This window comes from Amycolatopsis sp. NPDC024027 (assembly GCF_040638975.1).
Taxonomy (GTDB): Bacteria; Actinomycetota; Actinomycetes; order Mycobacteriales; family Pseudonocardiaceae; genus Amycolatopsis.
Genome location: NZ_JBEZYY010000002.1, coordinates 58,939 through 84,887, shown reverse-complemented (window position 1 = coordinate 84,887; position 25,949 = coordinate 58,939). Strand labels below are relative to the sequence as shown.

Below are 25,949 nucleotides of genomic sequence, written 5' to 3'. Positions count from 1 at the left end.
CGACATACAACATTATCACGGACCTAGGGAGCAGCCATGCAGCGTTGCACCGGCTTCCGATTCCGACGAGCGTTGCTGGCGATGGGTCTCGCCGCCGGTCTGGTGGCCTGCGGCGCGCCCGGCGGCGACGGCGGCCAGGCGGCGAACCCCCAGGCCGTGCCCGACAAGCCGGGCAAGCCCGTCGAGCTGAACATCCTCGACGTCGCGGGCAACCTGCAGCTCACCAAGCAGATGATCGAGAACTTCAAGGCCGCGCACCCCGAGGTCCTCGCGAAGGTCACCTATTCGACGGCGCCCGCACCGAGCATGGCGGGCAAGCTGAAGGCCGAGCAAGACGGCGGGGTCGCCCAGACCCACCTGGTGCTGAGTGGAACCGACGGCCTCTCCGCCGGCATCGCGAACGGCACCCTGGCGAAGCTCCTGCCCGACTTTTCGGGCCGGTTCCCGAACCTGATGCAGAACTACCTCGAGCCGGCGGCCAAGATGCAGGAGCTGGCCAACGGCTACGGCGTCGAGGTCGTCTACTACCCGTCGGGCCCGCTCCTGGAGTTCAACCCCGGTGCGGTGCCCGCCGCACCGGCGTCCCCGCAGGAGCTGCTCGACTGGGCGAAGGCGCACCCGGAGAAGTTCCAGTACGCCCAGCCGTCGAACTCCGGCCCCGGCCGGACGTTCCTGATGGGCCTGCCGTACCTGCTCGGCGACAAGGACCCGAAGGACCCGGACAAGGGCTGGGACAAGACCTGGGCGTTCCTGCAGGAGCTCGGCAAGTACGTGAAGTACTACCCGTCGGGCACCACGGAGACGATGAAGAACCTCGCGTCCGGGGCGGTGGACATGATCACGTCGACCACGGGCTGGGACATCAACCCGCGCAAGCTCGGCACCGTGCCCAACACAGTCAAGACGGCGATCATGCAGCCGATGCACTGGGTCACCGACGCCCAGTACGCCCTGATTCCGAAAGGGCTCTCGCCCGACCAGGAGTCGGCGATCCTGCAGCTGATCGCGTGGATGCTCAAGCCGGACCAGCAGGCGATCGCCTATGACGACGGGTACTTCTACCCCGGCCCCGCGGTCAAGGACGTCACCCTGCAGATGGCGCCGCAGAAGAGCCAGGACACGATCAAGCAGTTCGGACGCCCGGAGTACGAGCAGTGGATCGCCCAGTACCCCAAGGAGACCTCGCTGCCCGCCGAACAGCAGGTCAAGGCGTTCGACAAGTGGAACCAGCTGGTCGGCGGCTCGAAGGTCGGCAAGAAGTGACGTTCGGGCAACTGCGGCTGGACGGCGTCTCGCGCAGCTTCGGCACCGCGAACGCCCTGCGCGGCCTCGACCTCGCCATCACGCGCGGCGAGTTCGTGGCCCTGCTCGGCCCGTCCGGCTGCGGCAAGTCGACGGCGCTGAACTGCCTGGCCGGCCTGCTTCCCCTGACCGCGGGCAGCATCTGGCTCGACGACACCCGCATCGACGGGCGGCCCCCGGAGCAGCGCGGGTTCGGGATGGTGTTCCAGAACTACGCGCTGTTCCCGCACATGTCCGTCCGCGCCAACGTGGGGTTCGGCCTCAAGATGCGCAAGGTCGGCCGCGCCGAGGCTCGCCGGCGCGTCGACGAAGCGCTTCGCCTGGTGCAGCTGACCGAGCACGCGGCGAAGTTCCCCGCGCAGCTGTCCGGTGGGCAGCAACAGCGCGTCGCCATCGCCCGCGCCGTGGTGCTGGAGCCACCGGTCGTCCTGATGGACGAGCCGTTGTCCAATTTGGACGCGAAACTCCGGCTCGAGATGCGGATGGAGATCCGCCGCCTCCACCAGACACTCGGCCTGACCACGGTGTACGTCACCCACGACCAAGAGGAGGCCCTGTCGCTGGCCGACCGCTTGGTGGTGCTGCGCGAGGGCGCTGTGCAGCAGATCGGCACCCCGGAGGAGGTGTACGCCCAGCCGGTGAACAGCTACGTCGCGTCCTTCATGGGCTACCGCAACCTCCTGGACGTGACGGTCACCGGCACGGCGGGCTCGTCGGTCACCGTGGAGGGCGCGGGAGTCCGCCTCGCCGGCCGCGGCACGCTCACCGAGGGCCCGGCGAAGGTGGCGATCCGCCCGGAGGACTTCGTCGTCGGCGACGGCACGGAGAACGCCCTCGACGTGACGGTCGAGATCGTCGAGTACCACGGCCGCGAGCTGTCGGTCTCGGCCCGGCTGGAGACCGGGGTGCCGGTCTACTTCCGGACGGACAAGCGCCTCGCGCCCGGGGATACCGTCAAGATCGGTGTCCCCGCCGAACGGGTCCTGGTGTTCGCGCCATGACCGCGGCGACGGTCCATGCCGCTCGGGGCGCGGAGGTGGCGCCATGACCGCCGTGGCGACCGCCCGGCCCGCGCTGCGGCACCGCCTGGCCGAACGCGGCATCGATCGCACCCTGCTGCTCCTGGTGCCCGGCCTGCTGGTGACTGCCTGCCTGTTCCTGTACCCCTTCCTCTACGGCCTCCAACTGTCGTTCGCGCCGCGCAAGGGCGGTGTCTTCGCGAACTACGCCCGGTTCTTCGGCGACCCCTACCTGCGCGACACCGTCTGGACGACGCTCGGCATCGCACTCCCGGCGACCTTCATCAACGTGCTCGCCAGCATCCCGATCGCCTACGTGATGCGCGGCCGCGTCCGCGGCAAGCGCCTCCTGACGACGATCCTGGTCGTGCCGATCACGCTCGGCACGGTGCTCACCGCGCAGGGCCTGATCATGTACGGCGGGCCGGCGGGCTGGCTGAACAAGGTGCTCACCGTCCTCGGCGTCACCGACCAGCCGCTCCCGCTGATCCACAACTACACCGGCGTGCTGCTGTCGCTGGTGATCACCGGCTTCCCGTTCTCCTTCCTGCTGACGTTGTCCTACCTCTCGGGCATCGACCCCTCCCTGGAGAAAGCGGCCGCGACGCTCGGCGCGAACGGCGTCCAGCGCTTCCGGCGCATCACGCTGCCCCTGCTGGCTCCCGGTCTGGCGATCACCTTCTGCCTTTCGTTCGTCATGGCCTTCTCGGTGTTCCCTTCGGCCCAGCTCGTCGGCGACCCCGCGAACGAGACCCGGGTCATCTCGATCGCCGCCTACCACGCCGCGTTCGAGGAGTACGACTACTCGATGGGCTCGGCCGTCGCGATGCTCATGGCGGTGGTCATGCTGATCGTGATCGGCCTGGTCATGGCGTGGCGCGGCACGCTGTACCGCGGAGCGACCGGAGGCAAGGGATGACCGGTTGGGTCGCGCGTCCCGGACGTTGGGTCGTCTGGGCCGTCGTCGTGTTCTTCTTCGTCAACCTCGCGGGCGTGGTGCTCTCGGTGGTCGTCGACTCGTTCGGCAAGCAGTGGTTCGGCACCTGGCTCCCGGACGGCTTCACCACCCACTGGTACGCCGACGCCTGGCGCGAGTTCGGCCTGTCGGACGTCCTCCTCACGACGGCGATCGTCGCGCTCGTGGTGATCGCCGTGTCGGTGGCTGTCGGCGTCCCGGCCGCCTACGCGCTGGCCCGCCGCTCGTTCCCCGGCAAGCGCCTGGTGATGCTGCTGTTCGTGCTGCCGATCCTGATCCCTCCCATCACCTACGGCATCCCGCTGGCCACCGTGCTCTACAAGTTCCACCTGGCCGGCACGATCACCGGCGTCATCCTGGCCAACCTGGTGCCCTCGGTGCCGTTCGTCGTGCTGACGATGACGCCGTTCATCGAGCAGATCGACCCGAAGATCGAGGCCGCGGCCCGCATGTCCGGCGCGCGGACCGTCTCGGTGTTCACCCGCATCCTCGGCCCGCTGCTGCTGCCGGGCATCCTGGCCGCGTCGATCCTGGTGCTGGTGCGCACGGTCGGCATGTTCGAGCTGACGTTCCTCACCGCCGGCCCGGACTCGACGACCCTCGTGGTGGCGCTCTACAACTCCGTGTTCGCCGCGGGCATCCGCGCCAACCAGTCCGTCGACGCCATGGCGACCATCTACACCGCTTCCATGCTCGTGCTCCTTCTCGTCGCGTTGCGGTTCGTGAACCCGACCCAGCTGGTGACCCGGATCCGGGAGGAAACCTGAGCTCGTGTGCTCGACTTTACCGCGAAAAGTCGAACACCTGATCGACACGATCGGGCGAATTTGACCCTTGTGCCTCCCCTGAGGGGAGGTGTCAGGCTGACGGGCATGCGCTATTCGATCGGCGACCTGGCCCGCCGGACCGGGCTGACGATCAAGGCCGTCCGCTTTTACTCCGACCACGGCCTCGTACCGCCGTCCGGCCGCAACACCGCAGGTCACCGCCGGTACGACGAGGCCGCGCTCGCCCGGCTCGACCTCGTCCGCACCCTCCGCGACCTCGGGCTCGGCCTCGCCGTGATCCGCCGGATCGTCGACGGGGAAGCGCCCATCGCCGACGTCGCGGCGACGCACGCCGAGGCCCTGGAAACGGAGATCCGCGTGCTGCGCCTGCGGCAGGCGGTGTGGACGGCCGTCGCCGCCCGCGGCTCGACCACCGAGGAGACGAGACTCGTGCACGAACTGGCTCGACTGTCCGAAATGGAGTGCATCAGCGACTTCCTCGCCGACGCGCTGGGCGACCGCCCCGAGCTCGCCGGGATCGCCCGCACGCTGACCCCGGAGCTCCCCGAGGACCCGGCTCCCGGCCAGCTCGACGCCTGGATCGAGCTGGCCGCGCTGACCCGGGACGGCGACTTCCGCGCCGCCCTCCGCCGCCTCGCCGACCAGCACGAAATCGGTCTGCGTCGCGACCTGGCCGCCGAGGTGCGCGACGCTGTCCAGCCGGCACTGGCGGCCGGGGTCGACCCGGGCTCGCCGCAGGCCGCGGCGATCGTCGACGGCCTCGGCCGCGACCCCGCCGAGCTGCGGGAATGGCTCGGCGTGGTGCACGATCCGCGCCGCGAGCGGTATCTGGAACTGCTCGCGGTGATCAACGGCTGGGCGGCTCCGGAGAGCCTGACGCCGGCGCTCGACTGGCTGACCGCGGCTGTGGCTTCCTGACCCCTGGGGCGTGGGGCCTGCCGCGGCGCTCGCCCTGCTCGCCTGGCTGACCGCAGCCGTGGCCCCCCCGGACCCGGTGCTCGCCTTGCTGAGCGCGGCTGCGGCTTCCTGGCCACGCCTGGGGTCTGAAGCGGGCGCTCGCCCCACTCGCCTGGCTGACCGCAGCTGTGGCTTCCTGACTCGACCCGGCGCCGCCGCTCGCTTGGCTGGCCGTGGCCGTGGCTCCTCGGCCCGGCCCGGCCCGGCCCGGCGCCGCCGTTCGTTTGGCTGACCTCCGCTACGGCCTCCTGACCTCCGCCCCGATCCGCGCAAGGACCTCTTCCGCACCAGCCGCGTCGAGCCGGCGTCCATCACGCAGCCGCACGGAAAGCTGCCCCGCCGCGACCTCCTGCGGGCCGATCACGGCCTGGTACGGCACCAGTCGCCCGTCCCGGATGCGCGCGCCGAGGCTGCCTTCCGATGCGATCTCCGCGCGCACGTCGCCGCACCGGGCCAAGACCTCCCTTGCGTACGGCACTTCGGCCGCGGACACCGGCAGCAGGCGGAGCTGCACGGGCGCCAGCCAAGCCGGGAACGCGCCGCCGTGGACCTCGATCAGCTGGGCCACCGCGCGTTCGACGCTGCCGATGATGCTCCGGTGCACCATGACCGGGCGGTGCTTCGCCCCGTCCGCGCCGACGTACTCGAGGCCGAACCGCTCGGGCTGGTGGAAGTCGACCTGGACGGTGGACAGGGTCGACTCGTGGCCCGCGCCGTCGGCGATCTGGACGTCGATCTTCGGTCCGTAGAACGCCGCTTCGCCCTCGACCGCGTCGTACGGGAGGCCGTCGAGGACCGAACGCAGGATCTCCACGGCGCCGGCCCAGTTGCCGGGTACGTACTTCCCGCCGGGACCGGGCAGGGAAAGCCGGTAGCGCGCCGGACTGATGCCGAGGGCGTCGTAAGCCCGCCGGATCAGGGCCAGCGCGGCCGCCGCCTCGGCTTCGACCTGGTCGAGGGGGCAGAAGACGTGCGCGTCGTTGAGCTGGATCGCGCGCACCCGGCTCAGGCCGCCGAGCACACCGGACAGTTCGCTGCGGTACATCCCGCCGATTTCGGCCATCCGCAGCGGCAGCTCGCGGTAGCTGCGGCCGCGCGAGCGGTAGATCAGCGCGTGGTGCGGGCACAGGCTCGGCCGCAGCACGAGCTGCTCGCCGCCGACGTCCATGGGCGGGTACATCTCGTCGCGGTAGTGCGACCAGTGCCCGGAGATCTCGTAGAGCTCGCGTTTGCCCAGCACCGGCGAATGGACGTGCTGGTAGCCCGCGCGCCGTTCGAGGGCGCGGACGTACTCCTCCAGGCTGTGGCGGATGATCGCGCCGTCGGGCAGCCAGTAGGGCAGGCCGGCGCCGATCAGCGGATCGGTGCCGAACAGGCCGAGTTCGCGGCCGAGCTTGCGGTGGTCGTGCATCGTGGACTCCCTCGTGGACGGCGAGGCGGAAGACCACAAGACGAAGCCCGGGGCAACCGCCCCGGGCCGGAAACATCGTTCAGCGCGCCGGGACACTCTCCGGCGTCGTCGTCAGTGCAGCGCGCTTCATGGGATCGACGGTAGCAAGCGCTGCCAAGCCGTTTACCCCTCCGGAAGCTGGAACGTGTCGAACCGAGGTTTCCCGGCCGGCCGCAGCACGAGCACGTTCACGCCCCCGGCGGTGTGCCGGGTCTCGACGTGCTCGAACGCCTTCGGCACGACGCCGTCCGGGAAGAGCCGGCGCCCCTTGCCCAGCACGACCGGGTACAGCCACAGCCGGTACTCGTCCACCAGGTCGTGCGCGATCAACGTCTGCAGCAGGGCGCCGCTCCCGTGCACCTGGAGCTCGCCGTCCGTCCTCGCCTTGAGGTCACGGACGGACTCGGCGACGTCGCCGTCCACGACGGACGTGCCGGACCAGGACGGGTCCGTCAGCGTTCGTGACACCACGTACTTCGGCAGGGTGTTGAGCCGGGACGCGACCGGGTCGGCGGGGTCGGTGACCTTCGGCCAGTGCGCGGCGAAGATGTCGTACGTCCGCCGTCCGAGCAGGAACGCGCCCGCGCGGGAGAACCAGTCGGCGACGAGCCGGCCCATGTCCTCCTCGTAGAACGGCGTCACCCAGCCGCCGAGGTCGAAGCCGCCGGAAGTGTCCTCCTCCTGGCCGCCGGGCGCCTGGTAGACGCCGTCGAGGGTCAGGAACGTCGTCGCGGTGAGGTGGCCCATGGTTTCTCCTTCGGGTCGGTCTGCACTGACCCGTCGAACGGCGTCGTACCGATTCGACAACCCCGCCGGAAGGAGTTCAGGAGTCCAGGAACAGCTCCAGCTGCTCGACGACGAACGCGTGGTCGTCGGCCTGCGGGAGCCCGGACACGCCGACCGTGCCGACCGGCCCGACCCCGCGCACCAGCACCGGGAACACCCCGCCGTGGGCCGCGTAACGGGCCTGGTCGAGGCCGGACTGCTCCTCGAACGAGCCGCCCTTCGCGCGGAACTGCGTCCCGACGAAAAAGGAGCTGTGCCCGTAGCGGTCGACGACGCGGCTCTTGCGGTCGATCCAGGCGTCGTTGTCGGCCGACGTCCCGGGCAGCGCGGCGTGGAAGAGCCGCTGGCCGTTGCGCCGGACCGAGATCGTCACCGGCAGCCCGCGGTCCCGGGCGGCCGCCAGCAGCTGCTGGCCGAGGGCGAGGGCGGTCTCGTTGTCGAACCGCGCGAACTGGAGGCGTTCCTCCTGCTCGGCGAGCTGGGCGAGGCGGTCGGCTTCGGTCATGGACATATTAAATCAACAGTGTTGTTTAATCGCCAGTGAACTCGGTCAGGGACAGCACGTTGCCGTCCGGGTCCCGGAACCAGGCGATCCGGCCGCCCGGCGTGGTCCAGATTTTGTCGGTGTCCTGTGGCAGCGTGTCGAAGGTGAGGAATTCCACGCCACGGCCACGCAACTCGGCCACCGCCGCCCGGATGTCGGCGACGGCCCAGCCGAGCACCGTGAACGGCTGGGGCGTGAACTCGGCGACGGCGGTGACGCGCAGCATGGTCGCGCCGCTGCGGAACACGCACGCGAAGGGGGACTGCTCGATGAACTCGAGCCCGACGACATCCGTGTAGAAGGCGCGCGAGCGCTCGAGGTCGGCCGACGGTGCGAAGGCGACCAAATCCGCTGAGTTGAGCATGGCTTCACCTCTCTCGGTGGCGAACGTACCCCTCGGCCGAGCCGCGGCCGGGGGACGAGGAGGTGGGCATGGGGCGGATCCGTCGTCGCACGGTGCTGGGCGGCGCGGCCGCGGCCACCGTCGCCGGCGCGCTGCCGGTGGCGTGCGCCCCCGTGCCGCGGACGGGCAAGATCGACGACGTCCGCCACGTCGTGGTGCTGATGCAGGAGAACCGGTCGTTCGACCACTACTACGGCACCATGGCCGGCGTACGCGGCTTCGGCGATCGCGCGGCCCTGCGCGACGTCTTCCGCCAGCGCGGCGACAAAGGCGGCCCGGTGCTGCCGTTCCACCTCGACACGTCCGTTGTGGACGGCCAGGACCTCGGCGAGCTGCCGCACGACTGGAACAGCACGCACCGCGCGTGGAACGGCGGCGCGTACGACCGCTGGACAGCGGCGAAGAGCCCCATGACGATGGGGTACTTCACGCGCGAAGACCTCCCGTTCCAGCGCGCGCTGGCGAGCGCGTTCACCCTCTGCGACAACTACTTCTGCTCGATTCAGGGCCCGACGCACCCGAACCGGCTGTACCACTGGACCGGCACGATCGACCCGGACGGCCTCGCCGGTGGCCCCGCGACGCACAACGCGCCGGACTACGAACCGTCCTTCCGCTGGACGACCTACCCCGAACGGCTCGAGGCCGCGGGCGTCTCCTGGCGGATCTACGCGAACGACGAGGAGCGCGGCGTCCCCGAGCACTTCGTCGGCGACTACGGCGACAACCCGCTCTGGCTGTTCCAGAACTTCCACGACGCGCTGTACTCGATGGACCCGGCGAAACGCCGGCTGGCCGAACGCGGGAACCTGCGCAAGCGGCTCACGCCCGACTCGGGGAAGGGGAAGGACCTCGACCACGTGCTGGCCGAGTTCATCGCCGACTGCGCGGCCGGCACGCTGCCCGCGGTCTCGTGGGTCGTGGCTCCGTACGGCTACTGCGAGCACCCGGCGGCGCGGCCGGTCGACGGCGCCGCGTACGTCCAGCGCATGCTGAAAGCGTTGTGGGACAACCCGCAGCTGTGGGAGTCGACCGTCGTCTTCATCAACTACGACGAAAACGACGGCTTCTTCGACCACGTCGTCCCGCCGACGCCGCCGCCCGGCACTCCCGGCGAATACCTGCCGGGCAACCGGCCGGAGAAGGGCGAGCCGTCCGGGCCGCCCGTCCCGATCGGGCTTGGTCCGCGCGTGCCGATGACCGTCGTTTCGCCGTGGAGCCGCGGCGGCTGGGTGAACTCGCAGGTCTTCGACCACACGTCGGTGCTGCGGTTCCTGGAGACCTGGACCGGGGTGCGCGAGCCGAACATCTCGGCGTGGCGCCGGGCGATCTGCGGCGACCTGACCAGCTGTTTCGACTTCCGCGCGCCCGACACGACCATCCCGCTGCTGCCCGACGCGAACGCGTTGCGCGCCGAAGCCGACCGGACGCAGGCCCGGCTGCCGAAGCCCGGGCTGGGGCCGGGCTCGCTGGTGCAGGACGCCGGCACGGCGAAGGCGCGCCCGCTGCCCTACCAGCCGGTCGCCTGGGTCACGGCCGAGTCGGGCGTCTTGAAGCTCCACCTGGCCAACCACGGGACGCAGGCGCTGCAGCTGGCCGCGTACGCCTACCACGCGAGCGGAGCGTCGCAACGCTTCGACGTCGGCCCGGGTGCCTCGATGGCGGGCGAAATCGCGCACGGCGGGACGTACGACGTCGCCATCCACGGCCCGAACGGCTTCGTCGTCGAGGCTTCGGGTGGCCTGGGCCTCGATGCGGCCGTCACGTTCACCCCCGCGCCCGCACTGCGGGTCACGGTGACCAACAGCGGGCCGTCACCGATCACGCTGAACGACGTCACCCTCCCGCCAGGTGGCTCGCACGACTTCCCGGTGCCGGCGCGCCACGGCTGGTACGACGTCACGTTCGAGACGCCCGGGTGGCGCCGCCGGTTCGCCGGTCACCTGGAAGACGGCCGCCCGTCGCGGACCGGGCCCTAGCGGAGGGAGTCGAGCGCGAAGGCGGCGAGCATCGCGACGCCGTGGGGCATCGCGTCCTCGTCGAAGAGCACGCGGTTGGAGTGGTTCGCCGCCGCTTCCGCGGGGTCGACGCCGGGCGGGCACGCGCCGAGGAACGCGTACGCGCCGGGGACGCGTTGCAGGACGTAGGAAAAGTCCTCGGCGCCCATCAGCGGGTCGGCGAGCAGTTCGACGTTGCCCGGGCCGAGCACGGCCGCTCCGAGCCGCAGCACCTCGGCGGCGACGCGGTCGTCGTTCACCGTCACCGGGTAGCCCGGCTCGACGTCGGCGACCACGCGGCAGCCGTAGGCCGCACCGACCTGCTCGCACACCTTCGGCAGCTCGGCGCGGACCAGCGCGCGCGTCTGCTCGGACAGCGTGCGGATCGTGCCCTCGAGCTCGGCGGTCTCGGGGATGATGTTCGTCGTCGTGCCGGCCTGGATCCGGGTCACCGAGAGCACCGCGGGGTCGAACACGCTGACCCGGCGCGTGATCATCGTGTGCAGCGCCCCGACCATGGCCGCGGCGGCCGGCACCGGGTCGATGGTGTGCTGCGGCGCCGAGCCGTGGCCACCCTTGCCCGTGACGCGCACGTGGAACGAGTCCGCCGACGCCATCAGCGGGCCGGGCCGCAGCTGCAGCAGCCCGCTGGGCGCGTTGGCGAGGATGTGGACGCCGAACGCCCGCTCGACCCGCGTGCCGGCGGCGTCGAGCACCCCCTCGTGGATCATGAACCGGGCGCCGTGGTGACCTTCCTCACCCGGCTGGAACATGAACACGACCGACCCCGCCAGCTGGTCCCGGCGCTCCGCGAGCAGCCGCGCCGCCGAAGCGAGCATCGCGACGTGCGTGTCGTGCCCGCACGCGTGCATCGACTCCGGGTCCTCCGACGCGAAGTCGAGGCCGGTCTCCTCGGTCAGCGGCAGCGCGTCCATGTCGCCGCGCAGCAGCACCGCCGGACCGGGCCGCGCGCCGCGCAGGACGGCCGTCAGCGACGTCGTGGCCTTGCCTTCGGTGATCTCGAGCGGCAGGCCGTCGAGGGCCTCCCGGATCGCCGCCTGCGTGCGCGGCAGGTGGAGGCCCTGTTCCGGGTGGCGGTGCACGGTCCGGCGGAGGGCGACCGTGCGGTCCTGCAGCGCCCGCGCGTCGTCGAGGAGCCCGGCGAACGGCGTGCCGGGCAAGGTGGGCAGGTCAGTGGGGCCGGTCATGGTCCCGATAGTGCCGCATGCGGCGCTTCGGGCGCACCGTGCGTGCGCGAGATCGACCGGCGGAATACGGTGTGCGCATGGCGGTGGAAGAGCCGGTCACGGGCTTCGCGGTGGCTGTGGTCCGGGAAGACGGTCGGTGGCGGTGCAGTGTGCTCGACCCGGGGGCGTTGACCGAGCTGGACGCGGCGATCACTGAACTGGGCAAACTACGTTCCACCGGCGCGAGCTTCGGGCTGCTGGCGGTCGACGACGAGTTCTTCGTGATCGTCCGGCCGAGCCCGCGGGGGCCGTCGTTGCTGCTCTCGGACGCGGCGGCGGCGCTGGACTACGACATCGCGGCGGACGTCCTCGACGTCCTGCGCGTCGACCCGCCGGACGAGGAGGACGACTCCGTCTGGCCCGAGGGCGACCTGGAGATCCTGGCCGATCTCGGGCTGCCTGCGCCGGAGCTGGAGGTCATCGTCGGCGAGGTCGACCTCTACCCGGACGAGCAGCTGCAGATGGTCGCGCAGCGCTGCGGGTTCGGCAGCGAGTTCGCCAAGCTCCTGGACGAGCTCTGAGACGCCCGTCCGACACCGAGGCCGTGGAGGCCGCGCTGGAAGCGGCGCGGGCCCCCGGCGCGGACGTGCCGATCGGGGCGGTCGTGTTCGGCCCCGACGGCGTCCCGCTGGCCGCGGCCCGCAACGCGCGCATCGAGCTGGGCGACCCCACGGCGCACGCGGAGATCCTCGCCCTGCGCGCGGCGGCCCAGGTGGTGGGCGACGGCTGGCGGCTCGAGGGCTGCACGCTGGCGGTGACGCTCGAGCCGTGCACGATGTGCGCGGGCGCGCTGGTGCTGGCCCGCATCGCCCGGCTGGTGTTCGGGGCGTGGGAGCCCAAGACGGGCGCGGTGGGGTCGTTGTGGGACGTCGTGCGTGACCGCCGTCTCAACCACCGCCCTGAAGTGCACGGAGGCGTCCTGGTGGACGAGTGCGCCGGGCTCCTGGAGACGTACTTCGCGATGCGCCGCTGAGATTTGGGTACTCCTCCGGTATGACGATGAAGCACCGGATCCAGCAGGCAGTGGGCAGCGCTCGCGAGAAGGCCGGCGAGGTCACCGGCAACCGCCGTCTGGAAGCATCGGGCCGAGCCCAGCGCCGCACGGCCCAGCTGCGCTCAACGGCGTCGGACGTCGGCCGCCGAGCTCGCCGCGTGGCGCGCGAGGCCCAGGTCAGGCTGCGCGGCAACCGGCCCGCCGACCCCAGGTGAGCCCCAGCTCCGCCCTCGGGTATTGTTCTTCGCGGTGGCGTGTCCGAGCGGCCGAAGGAGCACGACTCGAAATCGTGTGACGGCTAATCCCCGTCCGTGGGTTCAAATCCCACCGCCACCGCTCTACACAGGCAAAACGCCCGGCGACCCTCATGGGGTTGTCGGGCGTTCTGCTGTCCCGTCTCAGTTTCCGTCTCAGATGCCCCGATCAGGCGGGCACGAGCGCGCCTTCCGGGCCGTCGTCCTACTCCTCCTCGTCTTCGTCGTCCGGATCGGCCCACATGTGGGCTCCCACCTGCTCCGCCAGCCCATCAGCTCCATCACCGCGGGCAACGGAACCTTGAGCTCAAGCAGCACTGTGGCGGCCGTGTGCCGCGCGTCGTGGAGCCGGGCGTTACGCACGCCTGCCAGGCGCAGCAACGCCTTCCACGCCCGGTTGTCCGGCCTCGGGTGCGTCGGCCGGCCGATCGGCGTGGCGAAGACCCACTCCCTTCCCTCCCCCCAGATCCGCCGCCGCCTCGCGCTCCTCCGCCTGCTGGACCCGGTGAGCCTCCAGGGCCGGAGCTAGAAGAGGCTGAGTCAACGGCTGGTGGCTCCTGACCTGCGGCTTGTCACGTCGTCCACGGGTGGTGTGGCGGCTGGCGAGGCTGTCACGCCACCCGTCACAGGCGCTTGCGCAAGCTCAACGACCGAGTACCTGGACCAGCTGCGCGCGATTCAGCGGCGACCGCGAGAATCGGAGAAGTGCACCTTCCTAATAGCGAATCCTGTTTCCATATCTTCGGGAGCAATTCGGTGCTTGTTCGACTCGATTCCGTCCAATGGGCCTTCGGTCTCCCCTAATATTCTCAGCTCTCCGGGTGGTACCGTGATTCGGGAGAAGTGCTCAGTGTGATGCCGAAGTCTTACGGTGGCGCGCGGAGTGTTTGTATTAGCACCGTCGATGTGGTGATCATCGTCTTCTCGGCCGACAGTCGTAGACCCATCGGCGCGAGCACCGCCGCCACCTCGGGAAGGAGCGCTTCGGCCTGTGCCTGGTTGCCGGACACCATGATCACGAAGTCGTCCGAGTACCGGATGAGCCGGTAGTTGGCGAGTCCGTGCCGACGCCGTTTCGCTCGTTCCACGGTGCTGATCGTGTGCTGGTCGAAGTGCTCGTCCCGCACCGACAGCGCCCCCGCGTGAACGCTTCCGCCGCGCAAACCCAATACTTGCTGTGACTATGACGCGGCAATCAACTCCGCCAAGCGGTGATGATCGGCCTGACCTGCGCCGCGGTGATCTCGAGGAGACTTTCCGGCGTCTGTTCGACGAGCACGCCGCGGTCCTGCACCGCTATCTGGTCGGGAGGATCGGTGTCGACATTGCCGGTGACCTGCTCAGCGAGACGTTCCTGATCGCATTGCAGCAGCGCGACCGCTACGACGCTGAGCGAGGAAGCGCCCGGTCCTGGCTGTTCGGTATCGCGACGAACCTACTGCGCACGGAGGTCCGCAACGAGGTCGCTGCCCAACGCAGGCAGTTGCGCCTGGCCGCGCACGAGCACAGCAGGCGGGTTGTGCACGGGCATGCCGATCGGGTAGCCGAACGGATCGACGCGCAGACCCGGGTGCAGCACCTGGCCGGGGCGTTGGCGGAACTCTCGCCGAACGATCTGGACGTGCTGCTGCTGACCAGTTGGGCGGAACTGGCGCCGACCGAGATCGGCGAGGCGCTCGGTGTTCCCGCCGGCACCGTGCGCTCCCGCTTGCACCGGATCCGGCGCTTGCTGAAGGCGTCCGCGGCATCCAGCTCCGCGCGCGATGAGGAAGGAGTACAGGCCGATGACTGAGGACAACGTCCACCGCTTGTGGACCGACGAAGAGCTGGACGAAGGGCTGATCTTGATGCGCCCCGGCGAACTCGCCAACCGGCAGCCCCTGGTCGAGGCACGAAACACACTGTTGAACGCAGTGCGCTCACTCGAAGGAAGGGACACCCTGGTGGCCGACACCGACCCAGTGACCGAGCCGACACGAAAGCCAGGGCTCCCCGCAGGACGGCGCTGGTGGCTCAGCGCGGCGGCCGCCGCGGTAGTGGTCGTTGCCGTCGGCGCCACCGTGGCGATCACCGGCGGAGACCGCGGTGCCCCCTCGGCCCAGTCGACGTCGTCGGTGCCGGTGGTGAAATTCGCGTCGGTGCAGCAGGCGCTGGGCCAAGCGGCCGACATGATCCACGTCACGGGCGAGGCACCCATTCCCGCGGGGAAATTCCGGTACACCGAGACCCGCGGCTGGTACCTGGTCGCCAGCAAAGAGCGCCAGTTCGCTTTCCTCGCCGAAGAGCTGAGGCAGACCTGGCAGCCGAGCGACTTCGACAGTGAATGGCTGCTCAAGATCGGGCAGACGGGGAACAAGCAGTGGCTGGTGGGCAACGAGCAAACTCCCACCACCGAGGGCCAGAGCATAAACGAAATCCGTCAGTCCGGTGAGTGGCGCGCGCGGGGTGGCCAGTTCCCCGAGAAAGCGTTGATCTTCGCGGGCCGGGGCGCCGGCGAATGGAGCGCACCCACCAAACAGCAGTTGGCCGACTTGCCCCGCGACCCGCAACAGCTCTACGACCTCATGCTCAAAGATCCCTTTCTGGTGAACAAGCCCCGCGGCGGAGGTGTGCTGAGACTCGCGGCCGATCTGCTGAAGACCGGTGTCGTACCCGCCGATCTCAAGGAAGCGGTGTACCGCGCGGTGGCCAAGATCCCCGGCCTGAAGATCACCGCGCAGGTGGCGAACCTCGACGGCCGCAAGGGCGTCGCCCTGGGAGTCACCCCCCCGGACGGTACCTATCTCTACGAGATCATCGTCGACTGCGACACCGGCGAGTTCATCGGGGAACGGACGACCCAGTTCACACCAGGAGGCGACGCGGGGATCGAAGGCATCAAAGCCGACACCGTCACCTCCTACAGTTCGGTCCACACCGCCATCACCGACCAGGCGGGGACCGTTCCGGCGGGAAACTGACCGGCCCACGAGGCCGGCCAGAGTGGGCCCGGCACTCGCTCGGGGCGGGTGCCGGGCCCACTTTCCGCTCGGTTGCGAACCGGCATCTGCGCGCCCGCACCTCCGATTAAACAGTCAAAGCTGTCGCAGTTGCGTCTGTGTCGCAGTTGTCGACCCGTTCGGCGGGTCGCTGGTGTTGCAGAGGCCACCGCTCGCGAGTGGGCGAGGTGTGTCGACGGAAAGCGTCGACGTGCCTCGCTCGCCGTGTTTCTGGGGGTGCAACCCCCAGACCCGCCCGGCGGGCTCCGCCCCCGGACCCCCGGTGTGGTCACCGGGGCGGGTGGCTGGGGTCGAAGATTCGGCGTTGTCTGGAAGGCGCCAGTGCGTTTGCTGTCTTCGGTAAGAATTGCCTCATGCAGACGCCGAGCCGTCCGCTTGACTTGAAGGGCTCTTGAAGTGTGACCGTGGTCGGCACAAGCTGATCACCAGGAGCGCACCATGACTGTTCTCGTCACCGGGGCCACCGGCCACACCGGACGCCACGTCGTCGCCGGACTGCGGGCCGCGGGCGTGGAAACCCGAGTCCTCGTCCGGGATCGCGCGAAGGCGCCGGACGGCGTCGACGTCGTTCAGGGCGACATCACCGATCCCGCCGAAGCCGCCGACGGGGTCGACGCCGTCTACCTGCTCTGGCCCTTCTTCTCCGCCGACGGCATCGAGAAAGCCGTAGAACCCTTCGGTGGCAAGAAAATCGTCTACCTCTCCGCCATGTCCGCCGAAGACGGGGGCGTGTGGGGCGATGTCGAAGCCGCCGTCGAGAAGGTCACCGGCGACTGGACCTTCCTCCGCGTCACCGGGCTGGCCACCAACGCACTCGCCTGGGCGCAGGAAATCAAAACCGGGGTCGTCCGGGCGGCGTACGGGCAGGCGAAACGGTCGGTCGTCCACGAACGCGATGTCGCCGACATGGCCGTCAAGGCGCTCACCGAGGACCACGCGAGGCAGATTTACCTGGTCACCGGCCCGGAATCCGTCGCGCAGGCCGAACAGGTCCGGCTCATCGGCGAGGCGCTCGGAAAGCCTGTCACGTGGGAAGAACAGCCGCCGGAAGAGGCGATAGCGCAGCTGAGTGGCCACCTGGGTGCGGAATTCGCGGCTGGTGCGGTGAACCACTGGGCGTCACTCGTCGACGACCCGGAACCCGTCTCGCTGGACGTCGCCCGCGTCACCGGGCATCCCGCGCGGCCCTTCGCGGAGTGGGCGCGCGAGCACTTCAGCTGAGTTCGACGGCCGGGGCCGTCAACGGCTCCAGTTCGGCCGCCAGCGCGGTCAGCGCCGCGATCTTGTCCTGCACGGCCCGGACCACCGCCGCGCACGTGGCGCCGACCTCGCTCACCACCTCGGCCGAACGGTCGCCGGCCAGCACCGCCGACACCGAGGCCGCCGCGGTGGAAGCGAGCGCGCACACCTCCTCGGACGCGGTCACCGCCAGCTCGTCCAGCCGGTCGGCGATGCGGACGCCCAAGGCCGCCGTCGACGCGGCCGCGCGCGCCGCCGCCGCGTACTGACCGTCCACTGTGTCCGCCCACGTGCCGAAAGTTTCGGTGCTGCCGCCGGTTTCGGCGTGCTCGACGCCGGCGCGGAACTCCGCCTGCGCCGAGGTCACCCCGAGCGCGCCGGTGTCGATCGCCGAGGCGGACGTGCGGATCGACGCCGGTGCGCAGTCGAGGTGCCGCAGCGCCGCCACCGGGTCCGCGACGCCGAGCCGGCCGGCCGCCGCACGCAACGCGGACAGCTGCGTAGCCGCCGACGCCAGCGCCGGGTGTTCGAAGACCTCGGCGGTCACGGTGCCACCGCTAACCGCCCCCGGAACCCGGTGCTCCGCGTGCTCACCGCCGCCATGCGCAGCCGACCCGCCAGGTCCGACGTCGCGTCACCGAGGACGCGCGCGTCCGCCTCGCGCGCCGCCAGCGCCGTCGCCCAGCGCGCGGCCAGCTCACGGGCCTGCGGCGAAATGCCGAACGGCGTCGAATCGACGCGGGCTTCGGCGAACCTCCCCGCTGCCTTGTCGTCGGCGGCCGCGGCCTGGTCGAGCAGGTCGGCGGCGGCACGCAGCCGGTCCGGCTTCTGCGGGGGGTTCCGGGCGAAACCCATCGCCCCGGGGCGGAGCCCCGGGTTGTCACCGATCCGCGAGCCTCTGCCTTCCGGCATGGGGACCTCCGTCATCAAGAGCGCTCACCCGATCGGGGAAGATCTTGCCTCATGCTCCCGAGCCGTCTGCACCGCGGTGACCTGCGGCGTTGAACAGTGTTCCACCAAGTGGACGGCTTGACCGCACGTCGGGAAGAAAGCGACCATGAACGCATGTCCGCCACCTGGGAAACCACGCTGATCCGGGCTTGCGTGCGGTCGATCGGGGAGGGCGTCGTGGAGCTCCTGCTGCGCCGCGGCCGCCTGGGTTCGCCGCCCGCCTGACGCGAACCCGGCGTCCGAATTCCCCGAAACCCTTGGAGCACAACCATGTCCGTAGATCTTCCTGCCCGGATTCAGCTGCGCGGGGCCGTCACACCCGCGGATGGCATCTTCGAAGGCCCCCGAATCCTCCGGGAACCGCAGCGGAGGCCGTACGAGCTGTTCACCCTCCGCCCGCTCGGCCGGGTGATCGGCGCCGAGGTCGACGGCGTCGACCTCGGCGCGCCGGTGGGCGCTGACCTGCGCGAAGAGCTCAACCACGCCCTGCTCGAGTGGAAGGTGCTCTTCTTCCGAGACCAGCGGATCACCTCGGCGCAGCAGCGCGCGTTCGCCGCGAACTGGGGCGAGCTGGAGACCAACCCGTTCATCCCGCAGGGGGACGACGACGCCGTCACGCGCTTCGAGCGCACGGCGGCCATGCCCGGGTACGAGAACATCTGGCACACCGACGTCACCTGGCGGCCCGCCCCGGCGCTCGGCTCGGTGCTGCGGCTGGTCGAGGTGCCGCCGGTCGGCGGCGACACGATGTGGGCCGACATGGCCGCGGCCCACGACAACCTGCCCGAAGACGTCCGCGCCCGCATCGACGGGCTCACCGCGGTGCACGACTACCTCCCCGGCTTCGACCGGTTCTCCGATCCCGCGCTGCTGGCGCGGTGGCAGGACCGCTTCCCGCCGGTGGAACACCCGGTGGTCCGGACGCACCCGGAGACCGGGCGGCGCACCCTGTTCGTCAACCAGGCGTTCACGACGCACATCACCGGCCTGGACCGGGCCGAGAGCGACCGGCTGCTGCGGTACCTGTTCCTGCAGGCTCACACGCCCGAATTCCAGGTCCGGTTCAGCTGGCGGCCGAACTCGGTCGCGTTCTGGGACAACCGCGCGACCCAGCACTACGCCGTCAACGACTACCACCCGCACGTCCGGATCGCGGAGCGCGTCGCCATCGCGGGCGACCGGCCGTTCTGAGCCTTAGCCTGGGGGTATGACCGATGAACCCCAGGTAGTGGTGACCGGTTTCCTCAAGGCTCTCGAAGACCTCGACATTGACCGGGCGCTGACGTTCGCGGCGAGCGACATCGTGTACCAGAACGTGCCGTTGCCGCCCGCCCGCGGCGTCGCGGCGGTCGAAAAGCAGCTCAGGCTGCTGGCCCGGTTCGGCTCCGGGTTCGAGGCACGCACACACCACATCGCCGCGGACGGCAACGTCGTGCTCACCGAACGCACGGACGTCCTGCGCCGCGGCGCGTGGGAAGCGGAGTTCTGGGTGTGCGGCACGTTCGAGGTCGAGGCGGGCCGGATCGTGCTCTGGCGCGACTACTTCGACTGGACGACGGTGCTGGCCGCGAGTGCGAAGGGCGCCGGGCGGGTCGCGCTGGCCGGCGCGCGCACGCTCCTCGACCGGTACAAGGGAAGGCAGGCGGTGCGCTAGACCCGGTGTTCGCCGCGGTCGTGGTCCCGAAGGTCCACGACCGCGGCTATCCCCAGCACCAGCACGAACACGCAACTGAGAACAATCAGCCCCCACATGATCGTTCTCCCTCCCCCCGTGTCGTGCCGATCGTGAGCTGTCGGGAGTGGTCTGTGCCACTTTTCCGGCGGCTCACGCAGACCGTACCGCCGCTCAACTCAGGTTGTTCCGACCCTTGACCTTCATTTAAGGCAGATGCGCCGGATGGGTGACAAGCCGGCGTCCCGTTGTCACACACTGCGCGCGATCCGTTACGCACCAACAGGTACCGAGGCGATTCCGTCCTGGACGGTCACCGTCGTGGAGCGCAGCGCCGAGACCTCGGCGACGTACCGCAGCACCTTGTCCGCTTCGTCCCCGGCGAGTGGCTCGCACTCGTTGTCCGCGTTCCGCCGCACCGGGATGAGCTCGAGCCGCGGCTCGTCGCCGAACAAGCACCCGGCCAGGAGGCCGTCCGGCCAGCCGGAGACGAGGCTGCCGAGGCTGTAGAGGATGGGACGGCGGCGGTACACCTCGACGGCCTGGATGGTGTGCGGCCCGTGCCCGGCGACGAGGTCGGCGCCCGCGTCGAGCGCCGCGCGCCCGTACGCGACCTGGTACTCGGCCAGGTCGGGGCCCGGGAGGCCCCAATGCATCGAGACGACGACGTGGTCATAGGCGGCCTTCGCCTTCCGCACGTCGGCGACGAGCCGTTCCAGGTGTTCGGGGACCGGCGCCGTGCGCACGATCGGCGGGCGGCCGGGGATCTCCGCGACGCGGGGATCGGGCTGGTAGGCCGTGGTCGCAAACGCTTGCGCGACCCCTGGCGCGCTGGGCTGGGCGACTTGGCCGGGTGCGCGGAGCGCGGTGTACGCGAGGAAAGCGACCTTTTCGCCGGATCGCTCGAGCACCGCGGGGGCGTGGGCGCTGTCGAGGTTCGCGCCCGCGCCGCAGTGGGCGATCCCGGCCTGGTCGAGCACGCCGAGACCCGCCAGCGCGGCCGCCGGCGGGTGAGGGGCGTCGTTGGCGGCCGAAACGACGTCGATGCCGGTCGCCTTCAGTGCTTCGGCGGCCGCCGCGTCGACGGGGCCTTCGAGGTTCACGAACCGGAGGTCGGCCCCTTCGAGCAGCGGGTTCAGCCGGCCGAGTGCGGCCGCGGGGGTGGTGCGGGCGGGGATGGTGACGTCTCCGCCGAGGACGAGCGTGATCACGAAACCTGCTCTGCCGAATGAGTGACGACGAAAGTAGTTGTTACGAATCGTTGCACCGTTGTCTTCCTCCTCCTCACTTGTTCGGGGGACTATGCCACGACTGTTCAAGCACAAAGGGGACTCAGGGTGACCAAGACCCACAGATCCAAGGCTGCCTTCACGGTGGCCGTCGCGTCGGGCCTGGTGCTCGGCGGCGTGGCCGCACCGGCCGCGCTCGCCGCACCGAGCGCCGACGCGGTCATCGCCGAGGTCTACGGCGGTGGTGGCAACTCCGGCGCGACGCTCACCAGCGACTTCGTCGAGCTCGCCAACCGAGGCGCGGCCGCCGCGAGCTTGGCCGGCTTCAGCGTCCAGTACCTGCCCGGTTCGGCGAGCCCGTCGAGCACCTGGCAGGTGACGCCACTGGCCGGCAGCGTCGCACCGGGTGGGCGTTACCTCGTGGCCGAGGGCAAGGGCGCCGGCGGCACCGTCGAGCTGCCCACGCCGGACGCGACCGGCGCGATCGCGATGTCGGCCACCGCCGGCACGATCGCCCTCGTCTCCGGCACCACGGCGCTGACCTGCAAGACCGCGGCCGACTGCGCCGCCGACGCGCGCATCAAGGACCTCGCCGGGTTCGGCACGGCGACCGTGCGCGAGGGCAACCCGACCGCGGCGCCGTCGAACACGACGTCCGTCGCGCGCGGCACGGCGCTCGCCGACACCGACGACAACGCCGCCGACTTCACCGTCGGCGCGCCGACCCCGACCAACACCGCGGGCGAGTCGACCGGCGGCGACCCCGGACCGGCGCCGGCCCCGGCGAAGATCCACGACATCCAGGGCACCACGCGGATTTCGCCCTTCAAGGACAAGAAGGTCTCCGGCGTCACCGGCGTCGTCACCGCGACCCGGACGTTCGGCTCGTCGCGGGGTTTCTGGGTCACCGACGACAAGCCGGACACCGACCCGCGTACCAGCGAGGGCCTGTTCGTGTTCACCGGTTCGACGAGCCCGGCCGTCGCGGTCGGCGACGCGGTGACCGCGACCGGCACCGTCCGCGAGTTCTACCCGGACGCGCCCGCGACGTCGAACTACCAGTCGCTGACCGAGCTGAGCAGTGCGGAGTGGACGGTCGGCTCGCACGGGAACGCCCTCCCGGCGCCGACCGTGCTCGACCCGGACACCGTGCCGACGGCCTACGCGCCGGCGCCCGGCGGCAACATCGAGCCGCTCACCCTGGAGCCGGCGAAGTACGCGCTGGACTTCTGGGAGGCGCACGAGAGCGAGATCGTTTCGATCAGCGACGCCCGGGTCGTCGGCCCGTCGAACTCGTTCAACGAGCTGTACGTGACGTCGAAGCCGGACCAGCACAAGTCGGTCCGCGGCGGCAGCGTGTACCTGGGGTACGACCAGCTCAACAGCGGGGTCATGAAGGTTTCGTCGCTGATCCCGTTCGCCGAGCGGCCGTTCCCGAAGCTCAACGTCGGTGACGTGCTGACCGGCACCACGTCCGGGCCGGTCGAGTACAGCAACTTCGGGGGCTACACGCTGTTCGCCAGCGTGCTGGGGACCGAAAAGGACAACGGGCTGCAGGGCGAGACCACGCGCAAGCAGCGGACCGGCGAGCTCGCCGTCGCGACGTACAACGTCGAGAACCTGGCACCGGGCGACCCGCAGGCGAAGTACGACCGCCTCGGCGAGGCGGTCGTGACGCACCTGGCGACGCCGGACATCGTGAACCTGGAAGAGATCCAGGACAACACGGGGGCGACCGACGACGGCACCGTCGCGGCCGACCGGACGCTGCAGAAGTTCACCGACGCGATCGTGGCCAAGGGCGGCCCGCGCTACCAGTGGCGCGAGATCGACCCGGTGAACGACCAGGACGGTGGCCAGCCGGGCGGCAACATCCGCGTGGCGTTCCTGTTCAACCCGGCCCGCGTGTCCTTTGTGGACCGTCCAGGTGGGACCCCGACGACGGCTGTCGGCGTGGTGCGCGAGCACGGCAAGGCGCACCTGACGGCGTCGCCGGGCCGCGTCGACCCCGCGAACGAGGCGTGGACGACCAGCCGCAAGCCCCTGGCGGGCGAGTTCGTCTTCAAGGGCCGCACGGTGTTCGTCATCGCCAACCACTTCAACTCCAAGGGTGGCGACCAGCCGACGCACGGCCGGTTCCAGCCGCCGGCGCGCAGTTCCGAGGTGCAGCGCGCGAAGCAGGCGACGGTGCTGCGCGGGTTCGTCGATTCGTTGCTGGCGGCCGATCGCAGCGCGAACATCGTCGTGGCGGGTGACCTGAACGACTACCCGTTCTCGCCGGCGGTCCAGACGCTCACCGCCGGTGGCGTGCTGAAGGACCTGATCGCGTCGGTGCCCGAAGCCGAGCGGTACAGCTACGTCTTCGAGGGTCAGTCCCAGGTGCTGGACCACATCCTGGCGTCGAAGGCGCCGCGCGGGGTGGACTACGACGTCGTCCACATCAACGCGGAGTTCGCCGACCAGGCCAGCGACCACGACCCGCAGGTGATCCGGTTCCGGCCGGGCGCGGGCAACCCGCTCGAGGACGCGCTCTACGACTTCCTCGACTGGCTGGAGCAGGTCTTCGGCAAGTAGTTTTCGGTGCGGCAAGGCCACCTCCGGGCGATGCGCCCGGAGGTGGCCTTGTTCGTGGTTGACACATTTGGGTGACGAGGAAACCGCGGAGCGTTGACGGCCGTCCTACGGTGGACTGGGACCACAAGGGGAGGGTGGCGTGGACGGGCACGGGTATGCGGTCAAGGTCGACGAGCTGGGCAAGCTCATCGACGACCTCGGCACGGCGGCGGACCGGATGGCCGAGGCCGACAAGAAGCTCGGCGGCGGTGGGGCGTTCGGCTCGCTGGGGACGGCGGAGCTGGGCCAGGCCGGGGTCGAGTTCGAGGAGGCCTGGAGCTTCGGCATCGGCCGGCTGGGCGAGGCGGCTTCGGGGGTGACGGAGCGGCTGAAGGCGGCGAAGCAGAAGTACGAGCAGATCGAGGCCCAGTTCGGGGGCGAGCTGGGAAAGTTCGGCTCGGCGGTGCTGGGTGACCTCCCGGACGGCGGCCGACCGGGCGGCGCGCGGGGACACTACCCCGTGGTCGGGCAGCCGGGCGGAGGCCCGGTCGGCGGCGGGTACACCGGCGGGGTGCCGGGCATCGGCGGCTTGGCCGAGCGGTCCGAGTCAGGCGCTGACCTGGGCGACGGACCCGTCGGCGGCGGGTACACCGGTGGGGTGCCGGGCATCGATCGGCTGGCCGAGTCCGCAGGCCCGGCAGCCGGGGCGCCGGGGACCGAACCCGAGGACGACCGGCCCGTCGGCGGCGGCGCGACCGGCGGCATCACCGACCTCCTGAACGGCCTCGACCGATGAGCGCGCGCGACTTCCCGGCCCTGGGCTTCGACCCGGCGCCCGGCGACCTCGACGGCATCACCGACCTGGCCGGCAAGTACCGCGCCGTGGGCGGCGACCTGGCCGAGGCCGACCTTTCGCTCCGCCGGATCGTCCGGCAGCAGGGCATCTGGCAGGGCGAGGCGAGCGAAGCCTTCGCCCGCCGTCTCGGTCCGCTGCCGGACTACCTCGACGATGCGGCCAAGTCGATGACCCAGGCCGCCGACGCGCTCGAAGGCTGGGCGCAAAACCTCGGTGACCTGCAGAAACGCGCAGCCGAGCTGGAAGCGCGCGCGGAAGCCGCGGCCCGGGCGGCCGAGCAGGCGCGGGCGAACCCGGATCTCGCGCTGGCCAACCGGACGTTCCCGGACCAGCAGTCCCTGCGGATCGCCCAGCGTCTGCTGGACAACGCCGGTCAGCAGCTCCAGACGGCCATCGACGGCTGCCAGAACGTCCAAGACGCGGCGAAGCAGCTCCAGCAGGAGCACACGGACGCCGCCGCCCGGGTCGCCGAGCAGCTGCGGCAGGCCAAGGCGCTGGCCCCGGACGAGCCGGATGTCCTCGACAAGCTCGGCGACGCCGTCGGCGGGGCCCTTGTCGACTTGTCGGCCACTCTCGCCGACGGGGTCGACGAAGCGCTGAACTTCGTTCAGGACCACGCGGGACTGCTGGCCAAGGCCTCGGACGTGGTGGGTGACATCGGCAATGCCCTGGGGCTGGCCGGTGAGTTCCTCCCCGATCCGTTCAAGGAGGTCGCCGGAGTCGTGGCGACCACGTTCGGGGTGGCAGCGCTGGCAGGCCACGCCACGGCCAAGTTGGCCGGCGCCGATGTCGCCGGGGAAACCTTGATCTTCGACGGAATCGGGGCGGGGACTTCGTTGATCGGCGGCTTCTTGCCGATGGGCGGCGCGGCGGTGGCGAAGGCCCTCGGCTACGGGGCCGTCGGCGCGCAGTTCCAGGCCGATGTCGGCGCCCGGACGCTCGGCGTGGATTTCGAGGGGCCGATCGGCGACTTGCTCAACTACTGGGTCCCGAAGGACGTGGGCCAGTTGGCCGCCACCAGCTCGGCGCTCGTCGTCGGGCCCGCTCCGTTGGTGGTCGTGGCGGCGGAAAACGCGGCCGATGCCGGAGAACAGGCCGACAACGCGCCGGAGCGCCGACGTCAGCGGGCGGAAGACGAGGTGTGGAACTGATGCCTCTCGAAATCGACCTGCCGCCCGGCTTCGCCGGCCTGCCGGTGGGCAACGACGACCAGCTCAACCGCGGGCACGCCCGGATGGTCGCCGAAAACGTGGCGTCCGGGACCAGCGTCGAACAGTTCGGCAGCTACCTGATGGCCCTGGTGCCGGCCATGCAGGCCAACGGCGTCCGCGTGTTCGGCAAGTTCGCCGTCGGCCCACGGAAGGGTGACGTGGCCACCCTTACGCTCGGCGTGGCGCACTGGCCGGAGACCGCGCCGGGCAGCCGGGACGCCCTCGTCGCCGCGATGGCCGAGGAGTACCGCGGCCGGCACAAGCGTGCGGTGGTGCAGCCGGTGCGGCTGCCGATCGGGCCGGCCGTCGTCGCCATCAGCGGTGGCGAATTCTCCCTGCCCGAACGGGACGTCCGGACGCAGATCAAGGCGGAGTACCAGATCCCGCTGCCGGACGGCCGGTCCGTGGTGATCCTGTCGGTCGTCGCGGAGTCCGAAGACGCCTGGCCGGCGGTCGCCGAAGCGACGGCGAAGGTGGCCTGGAGCCTCCGCAGCGGCGAGGCGGCGCGATGACGGTGAGGAT

27 protein-coding genes, 1 tRNA gene and 1 pseudogene are annotated in these 25,949 nt (G+C 70.6%); 19 read left to right on the top strand and 10 right to left on the bottom strand.

Annotated elements, in window-relative coordinates; translation table 11 throughout:
* The first annotated feature begins 36 nt into the window (after positions 1-36).
* The 5 genes from AB0F52_RS05215 (at position 37) to AB0F52_RS05195 (ending at position 5,003) form a co-directional block, all read left to right on the top strand.
* Positions 37-1,263: an extracellular solute-binding protein gene (locus AB0F52_RS05215; RefSeq protein WP_360164779.1), complete on the top strand. Its 1,227-nt coding sequence runs from the start codon at positions 37-39 to the stop codon at positions 1,261-1,263.
* Positions 1,260-2,303, top strand: a complete 1,044-nt coding sequence (locus AB0F52_RS05210) for an ABC transporter ATP-binding protein (RefSeq protein WP_360164777.1) — start codon at positions 1,260-1,262, stop codon at positions 2,301-2,303. Before AB0F52_RS05215 ends, AB0F52_RS05210 begins: the two co-directional genes overlap by 4 nt.
* A 43-nt stretch (positions 2,304-2,346) precedes the next feature.
* On the top strand, positions 2,347-3,240 hold the full coding sequence (locus AB0F52_RS05205) for a sugar ABC transporter permease (protein WP_360164775.1): 894 nt from the start codon (positions 2,347-2,349) through the stop codon (positions 3,238-3,240).
* Entirely contained in the window at positions 3,237-4,064 is an 828-nt protein-coding gene (locus AB0F52_RS05200) for an ABC transporter permease subunit (protein ID WP_360164773.1), read from the top strand. The genes AB0F52_RS05205 and AB0F52_RS05200 overlap by 4 nt, the downstream gene beginning before the upstream one ends.
* 105 nt (positions 4,065-4,169) lie before the next feature.
* Entirely contained in the window at positions 4,170-5,003 is an 834-nt protein-coding gene (locus AB0F52_RS05195; protein WP_360164771.1) for a MerR family transcriptional regulator, read from the top strand.
* Positions 5,004-5,280: 277 nt separating this feature from the next.
* Here the strand turns inward: AB0F52_RS05195 and thrS are convergent, their stop codons facing one another.
* The 4 genes from thrS to AB0F52_RS05175 all read right to left on the bottom strand — a co-directional run bounded on the left by thrS (position 5,281) and on the right by AB0F52_RS05175 (position 8,186).
* Positions 5,281-6,492, bottom strand: a complete 1,212-nt coding sequence (gene thrS / locus AB0F52_RS05190) for a threonine--tRNA ligase (protein WP_360164769.1) — start codon at positions 6,490-6,492, stop codon at positions 5,281-5,283.
* A 123-nt stretch (positions 6,493-6,615) separates the two neighbouring features.
* Complete coding sequence (locus AB0F52_RS05185; protein WP_360164767.1) at positions 6,616-7,239, bottom strand: dihydrofolate reductase family protein; 624 nt, start codon at positions 7,237-7,239, stop codon at positions 6,616-6,618.
* 76 nt (positions 7,240-7,315) lie between these two features.
* The gene (locus tag AB0F52_RS05180; RefSeq protein ID WP_360164765.1) at positions 7,316-7,783 is read right to left on the bottom strand and encodes a heme-degrading domain-containing protein; all 468 of its coding nucleotides are present in this window, start codon (positions 7,781-7,783) and stop codon (positions 7,316-7,318) included.
* A 25-nt stretch (positions 7,784-7,808) separates the two neighbouring features.
* On the bottom strand, positions 7,809-8,186 hold the full coding sequence (locus AB0F52_RS05175) for a VOC family protein (protein WP_360164763.1): 378 nt from the start codon (positions 8,184-8,186) through the stop codon (positions 7,809-7,811).
* Between the two features lie 68 nt (positions 8,187-8,254).
* On the opposite strand from AB0F52_RS05175, the gene AB0F52_RS05170 reads away from it, so the two are divergent.
* Positions 8,255-10,204 (top strand): phosphocholine-specific phospholipase C, encoded by a 1,950-nt coding sequence (locus AB0F52_RS05170; protein WP_360164761.1) that lies wholly within the window; start codon positions 8,255-8,257, stop codon positions 10,202-10,204.
* Here AB0F52_RS05170 and AB0F52_RS05165 read toward each other — a convergent pair.
* The gene (locus tag AB0F52_RS05165) at positions 10,201-11,430 is read right to left on the bottom strand and encodes a M20 family metallopeptidase (RefSeq protein ID WP_360164759.1); all 1,230 of its coding nucleotides are present in this window, start codon (positions 11,428-11,430) and stop codon (positions 10,201-10,203) included. The two genes, AB0F52_RS05170 and AB0F52_RS05165, sit on opposite strands and share 4 nt — an antisense overlap.
* A 77-nt stretch (positions 11,431-11,507) precedes the next feature.
* On the opposite strand from AB0F52_RS05165, the gene AB0F52_RS05160 reads away from it, so the two are divergent.
* From AB0F52_RS05160 to AB0F52_RS05145, 4 genes are all read left to right on the top strand, one after another.
* Positions 11,508-11,990, top strand: coding sequence for a tRNA adenosine deaminase-associated protein (locus AB0F52_RS05160; RefSeq protein ID WP_360164757.1), 483 nt, complete (start codon positions 11,508-11,510; stop codon positions 11,988-11,990).
* 23 nt (positions 11,991-12,013) lie between these two features.
* Complete coding sequence (locus AB0F52_RS05155) at positions 12,014-12,442, top strand: nucleoside deaminase (RefSeq protein ID WP_103338119.1); 429 nt, start codon at positions 12,014-12,016, stop codon at positions 12,440-12,442.
* A 20-nt stretch (positions 12,443-12,462) separates the two neighbouring features.
* A complete protein-coding gene (locus tag AB0F52_RS05150; RefSeq protein ID WP_360164755.1) occupies positions 12,463-12,678 on the top strand; it encodes a CsbD family protein in 216 nt (71 codons plus the stop codon).
* Positions 12,679-12,711: 33 nt separating this feature from the next.
* Positions 12,712-12,799, top strand: a tRNA-Ser gene (locus AB0F52_RS05145).
* Positions 12,800-12,975: 176 nt separating this feature from the next.
* Here AB0F52_RS05145 and AB0F52_RS05140 read toward each other — a convergent pair.
* Together AB0F52_RS05140 and AB0F52_RS05135 are read right to left on the bottom strand one after the other, a co-directional pair.
* Positions 12,976-13,182, bottom strand: a pseudogene (locus AB0F52_RS05140) (tyrosine-type recombinase/integrase); the annotation flags it as partial.
* Between the two features lie 401 nt (positions 13,183-13,583).
* The gene (locus tag AB0F52_RS05135; RefSeq protein ID WP_360164753.1) at positions 13,584-13,805 is read right to left on the bottom strand and encodes a hypothetical protein; all 222 of its coding nucleotides are present in this window, start codon (positions 13,803-13,805) and stop codon (positions 13,584-13,586) included.
* 95 nt (positions 13,806-13,900) lie between these two features.
* Here AB0F52_RS05135 and AB0F52_RS05130 point away from each other — a divergent pair, with 95 nt between their 5' ends.
* The 3 genes from AB0F52_RS05130 (at position 13,901) to AB0F52_RS05120 (ending at position 16,937) form a co-directional block, all read left to right on the top strand.
* Positions 13,901-14,509 carry an RNA polymerase sigma factor gene (locus AB0F52_RS05130; RefSeq protein ID WP_360166529.1) on the top strand — a complete coding sequence of 203 codons (609 nt, stop codon included), beginning with the start codon at positions 13,901-13,903 and terminating at the stop codon, positions 14,507-14,509.
* Entirely contained in the window at positions 14,502-15,677 is a 1,176-nt protein-coding gene (locus tag AB0F52_RS05125; RefSeq protein WP_360164751.1) for a CU044_5270 family protein, read from the top strand. The genes AB0F52_RS05130 and AB0F52_RS05125 overlap by 8 nt, the downstream gene beginning before the upstream one ends.
* Before the next feature lie 477 nt (positions 15,678-16,154).
* The gene (locus tag AB0F52_RS05120; protein WP_360164749.1) at positions 16,155-16,937 is read left to right on the top strand and encodes an NAD(P)H-binding protein; all 783 of its coding nucleotides are present in this window, start codon (positions 16,155-16,157) and stop codon (positions 16,935-16,937) included.
* Here the strand turns inward: AB0F52_RS05120 and AB0F52_RS05115 are convergent.
* On the bottom strand, positions 16,930-17,502 hold the full coding sequence (locus tag AB0F52_RS05115) for a hypothetical protein (protein WP_360164747.1): 573 nt from the start codon (positions 17,500-17,502) through the stop codon (positions 16,930-16,932). The two genes, AB0F52_RS05120 and AB0F52_RS05115, sit on opposite strands and share 8 nt — an antisense overlap.
* Positions 17,499-17,867 carry a hypothetical protein gene (locus AB0F52_RS05110; protein WP_360164745.1) on the bottom strand — a complete coding sequence of 123 codons (369 nt, stop codon included), beginning with the start codon at positions 17,865-17,867 and terminating at the stop codon, positions 17,499-17,501. Before AB0F52_RS05110 ends, AB0F52_RS05115 begins: the two co-directional genes overlap by 4 nt.
* Before the next feature lie 309 nt (positions 17,868-18,176).
* Here AB0F52_RS05110 and AB0F52_RS05105 point away from each other — a divergent pair, with 309 nt between their 5' ends.
* Together AB0F52_RS05105 and AB0F52_RS05100 are read left to right on the top strand one after the other, a co-directional pair.
* Entirely contained in the window at positions 18,177-19,097 is a 921-nt protein-coding gene (locus AB0F52_RS05105; protein WP_360164743.1) for a TauD/TfdA family dioxygenase, read from the top strand.
* A gap of 16 nt (positions 19,098-19,113) precedes the next feature.
* Entirely contained in the window at positions 19,114-19,560 is a 447-nt protein-coding gene (locus tag AB0F52_RS05100) for a limonene-1,2-epoxide hydrolase family protein (RefSeq protein WP_360164741.1), read from the top strand.
* 290 nt (positions 19,561-19,850) lie between these two features.
* On the opposite strand, the gene AB0F52_RS05095 is transcribed toward AB0F52_RS05100, so the two are convergent.
* Positions 19,851-20,789 carry a CapA family protein gene (locus tag AB0F52_RS05095; protein WP_360164739.1) on the bottom strand — a complete coding sequence of 313 codons (939 nt, stop codon included), beginning with the start codon at positions 20,787-20,789 and terminating at the stop codon, positions 19,851-19,853.
* Between the two features lie 126 nt (positions 20,790-20,915).
* Here AB0F52_RS05095 and AB0F52_RS05090 point away from each other — a divergent pair, with 126 nt between their 5' ends.
* From AB0F52_RS05090 to AB0F52_RS05075, 4 genes are all read left to right on the top strand, one after another.
* Positions 20,916-23,381, top strand: coding sequence for an endonuclease/exonuclease/phosphatase family protein (locus AB0F52_RS05090; protein ID WP_360164737.1), 2,466 nt, complete (start codon positions 20,916-20,918; stop codon positions 23,379-23,381).
* A 139-nt stretch (positions 23,382-23,520) separates the two neighbouring features.
* The gene (locus tag AB0F52_RS05085; RefSeq protein ID WP_360164735.1) at positions 23,521-24,156 is read left to right on the top strand and encodes a hypothetical protein; all 636 of its coding nucleotides are present in this window, start codon (positions 23,521-23,523) and stop codon (positions 24,154-24,156) included.
* The gene (locus AB0F52_RS05080) at positions 24,153-25,367 is read left to right on the top strand and encodes a putative T7SS-secreted protein (RefSeq protein WP_360164733.1); all 1,215 of its coding nucleotides are present in this window, start codon (positions 24,153-24,155) and stop codon (positions 25,365-25,367) included. Before AB0F52_RS05085 ends, AB0F52_RS05080 begins: the two co-directional genes overlap by 4 nt.
* Positions 25,367-25,939: a hypothetical protein gene (locus AB0F52_RS05075; protein WP_360164731.1), complete on the top strand. Its 573-nt coding sequence runs from the start codon at positions 25,367-25,369 to the stop codon at positions 25,937-25,939. Before AB0F52_RS05080 ends, AB0F52_RS05075 begins: the two co-directional genes overlap by 1 nt.
* Positions 25,940-25,949: the final 10 nt, after the last annotated feature.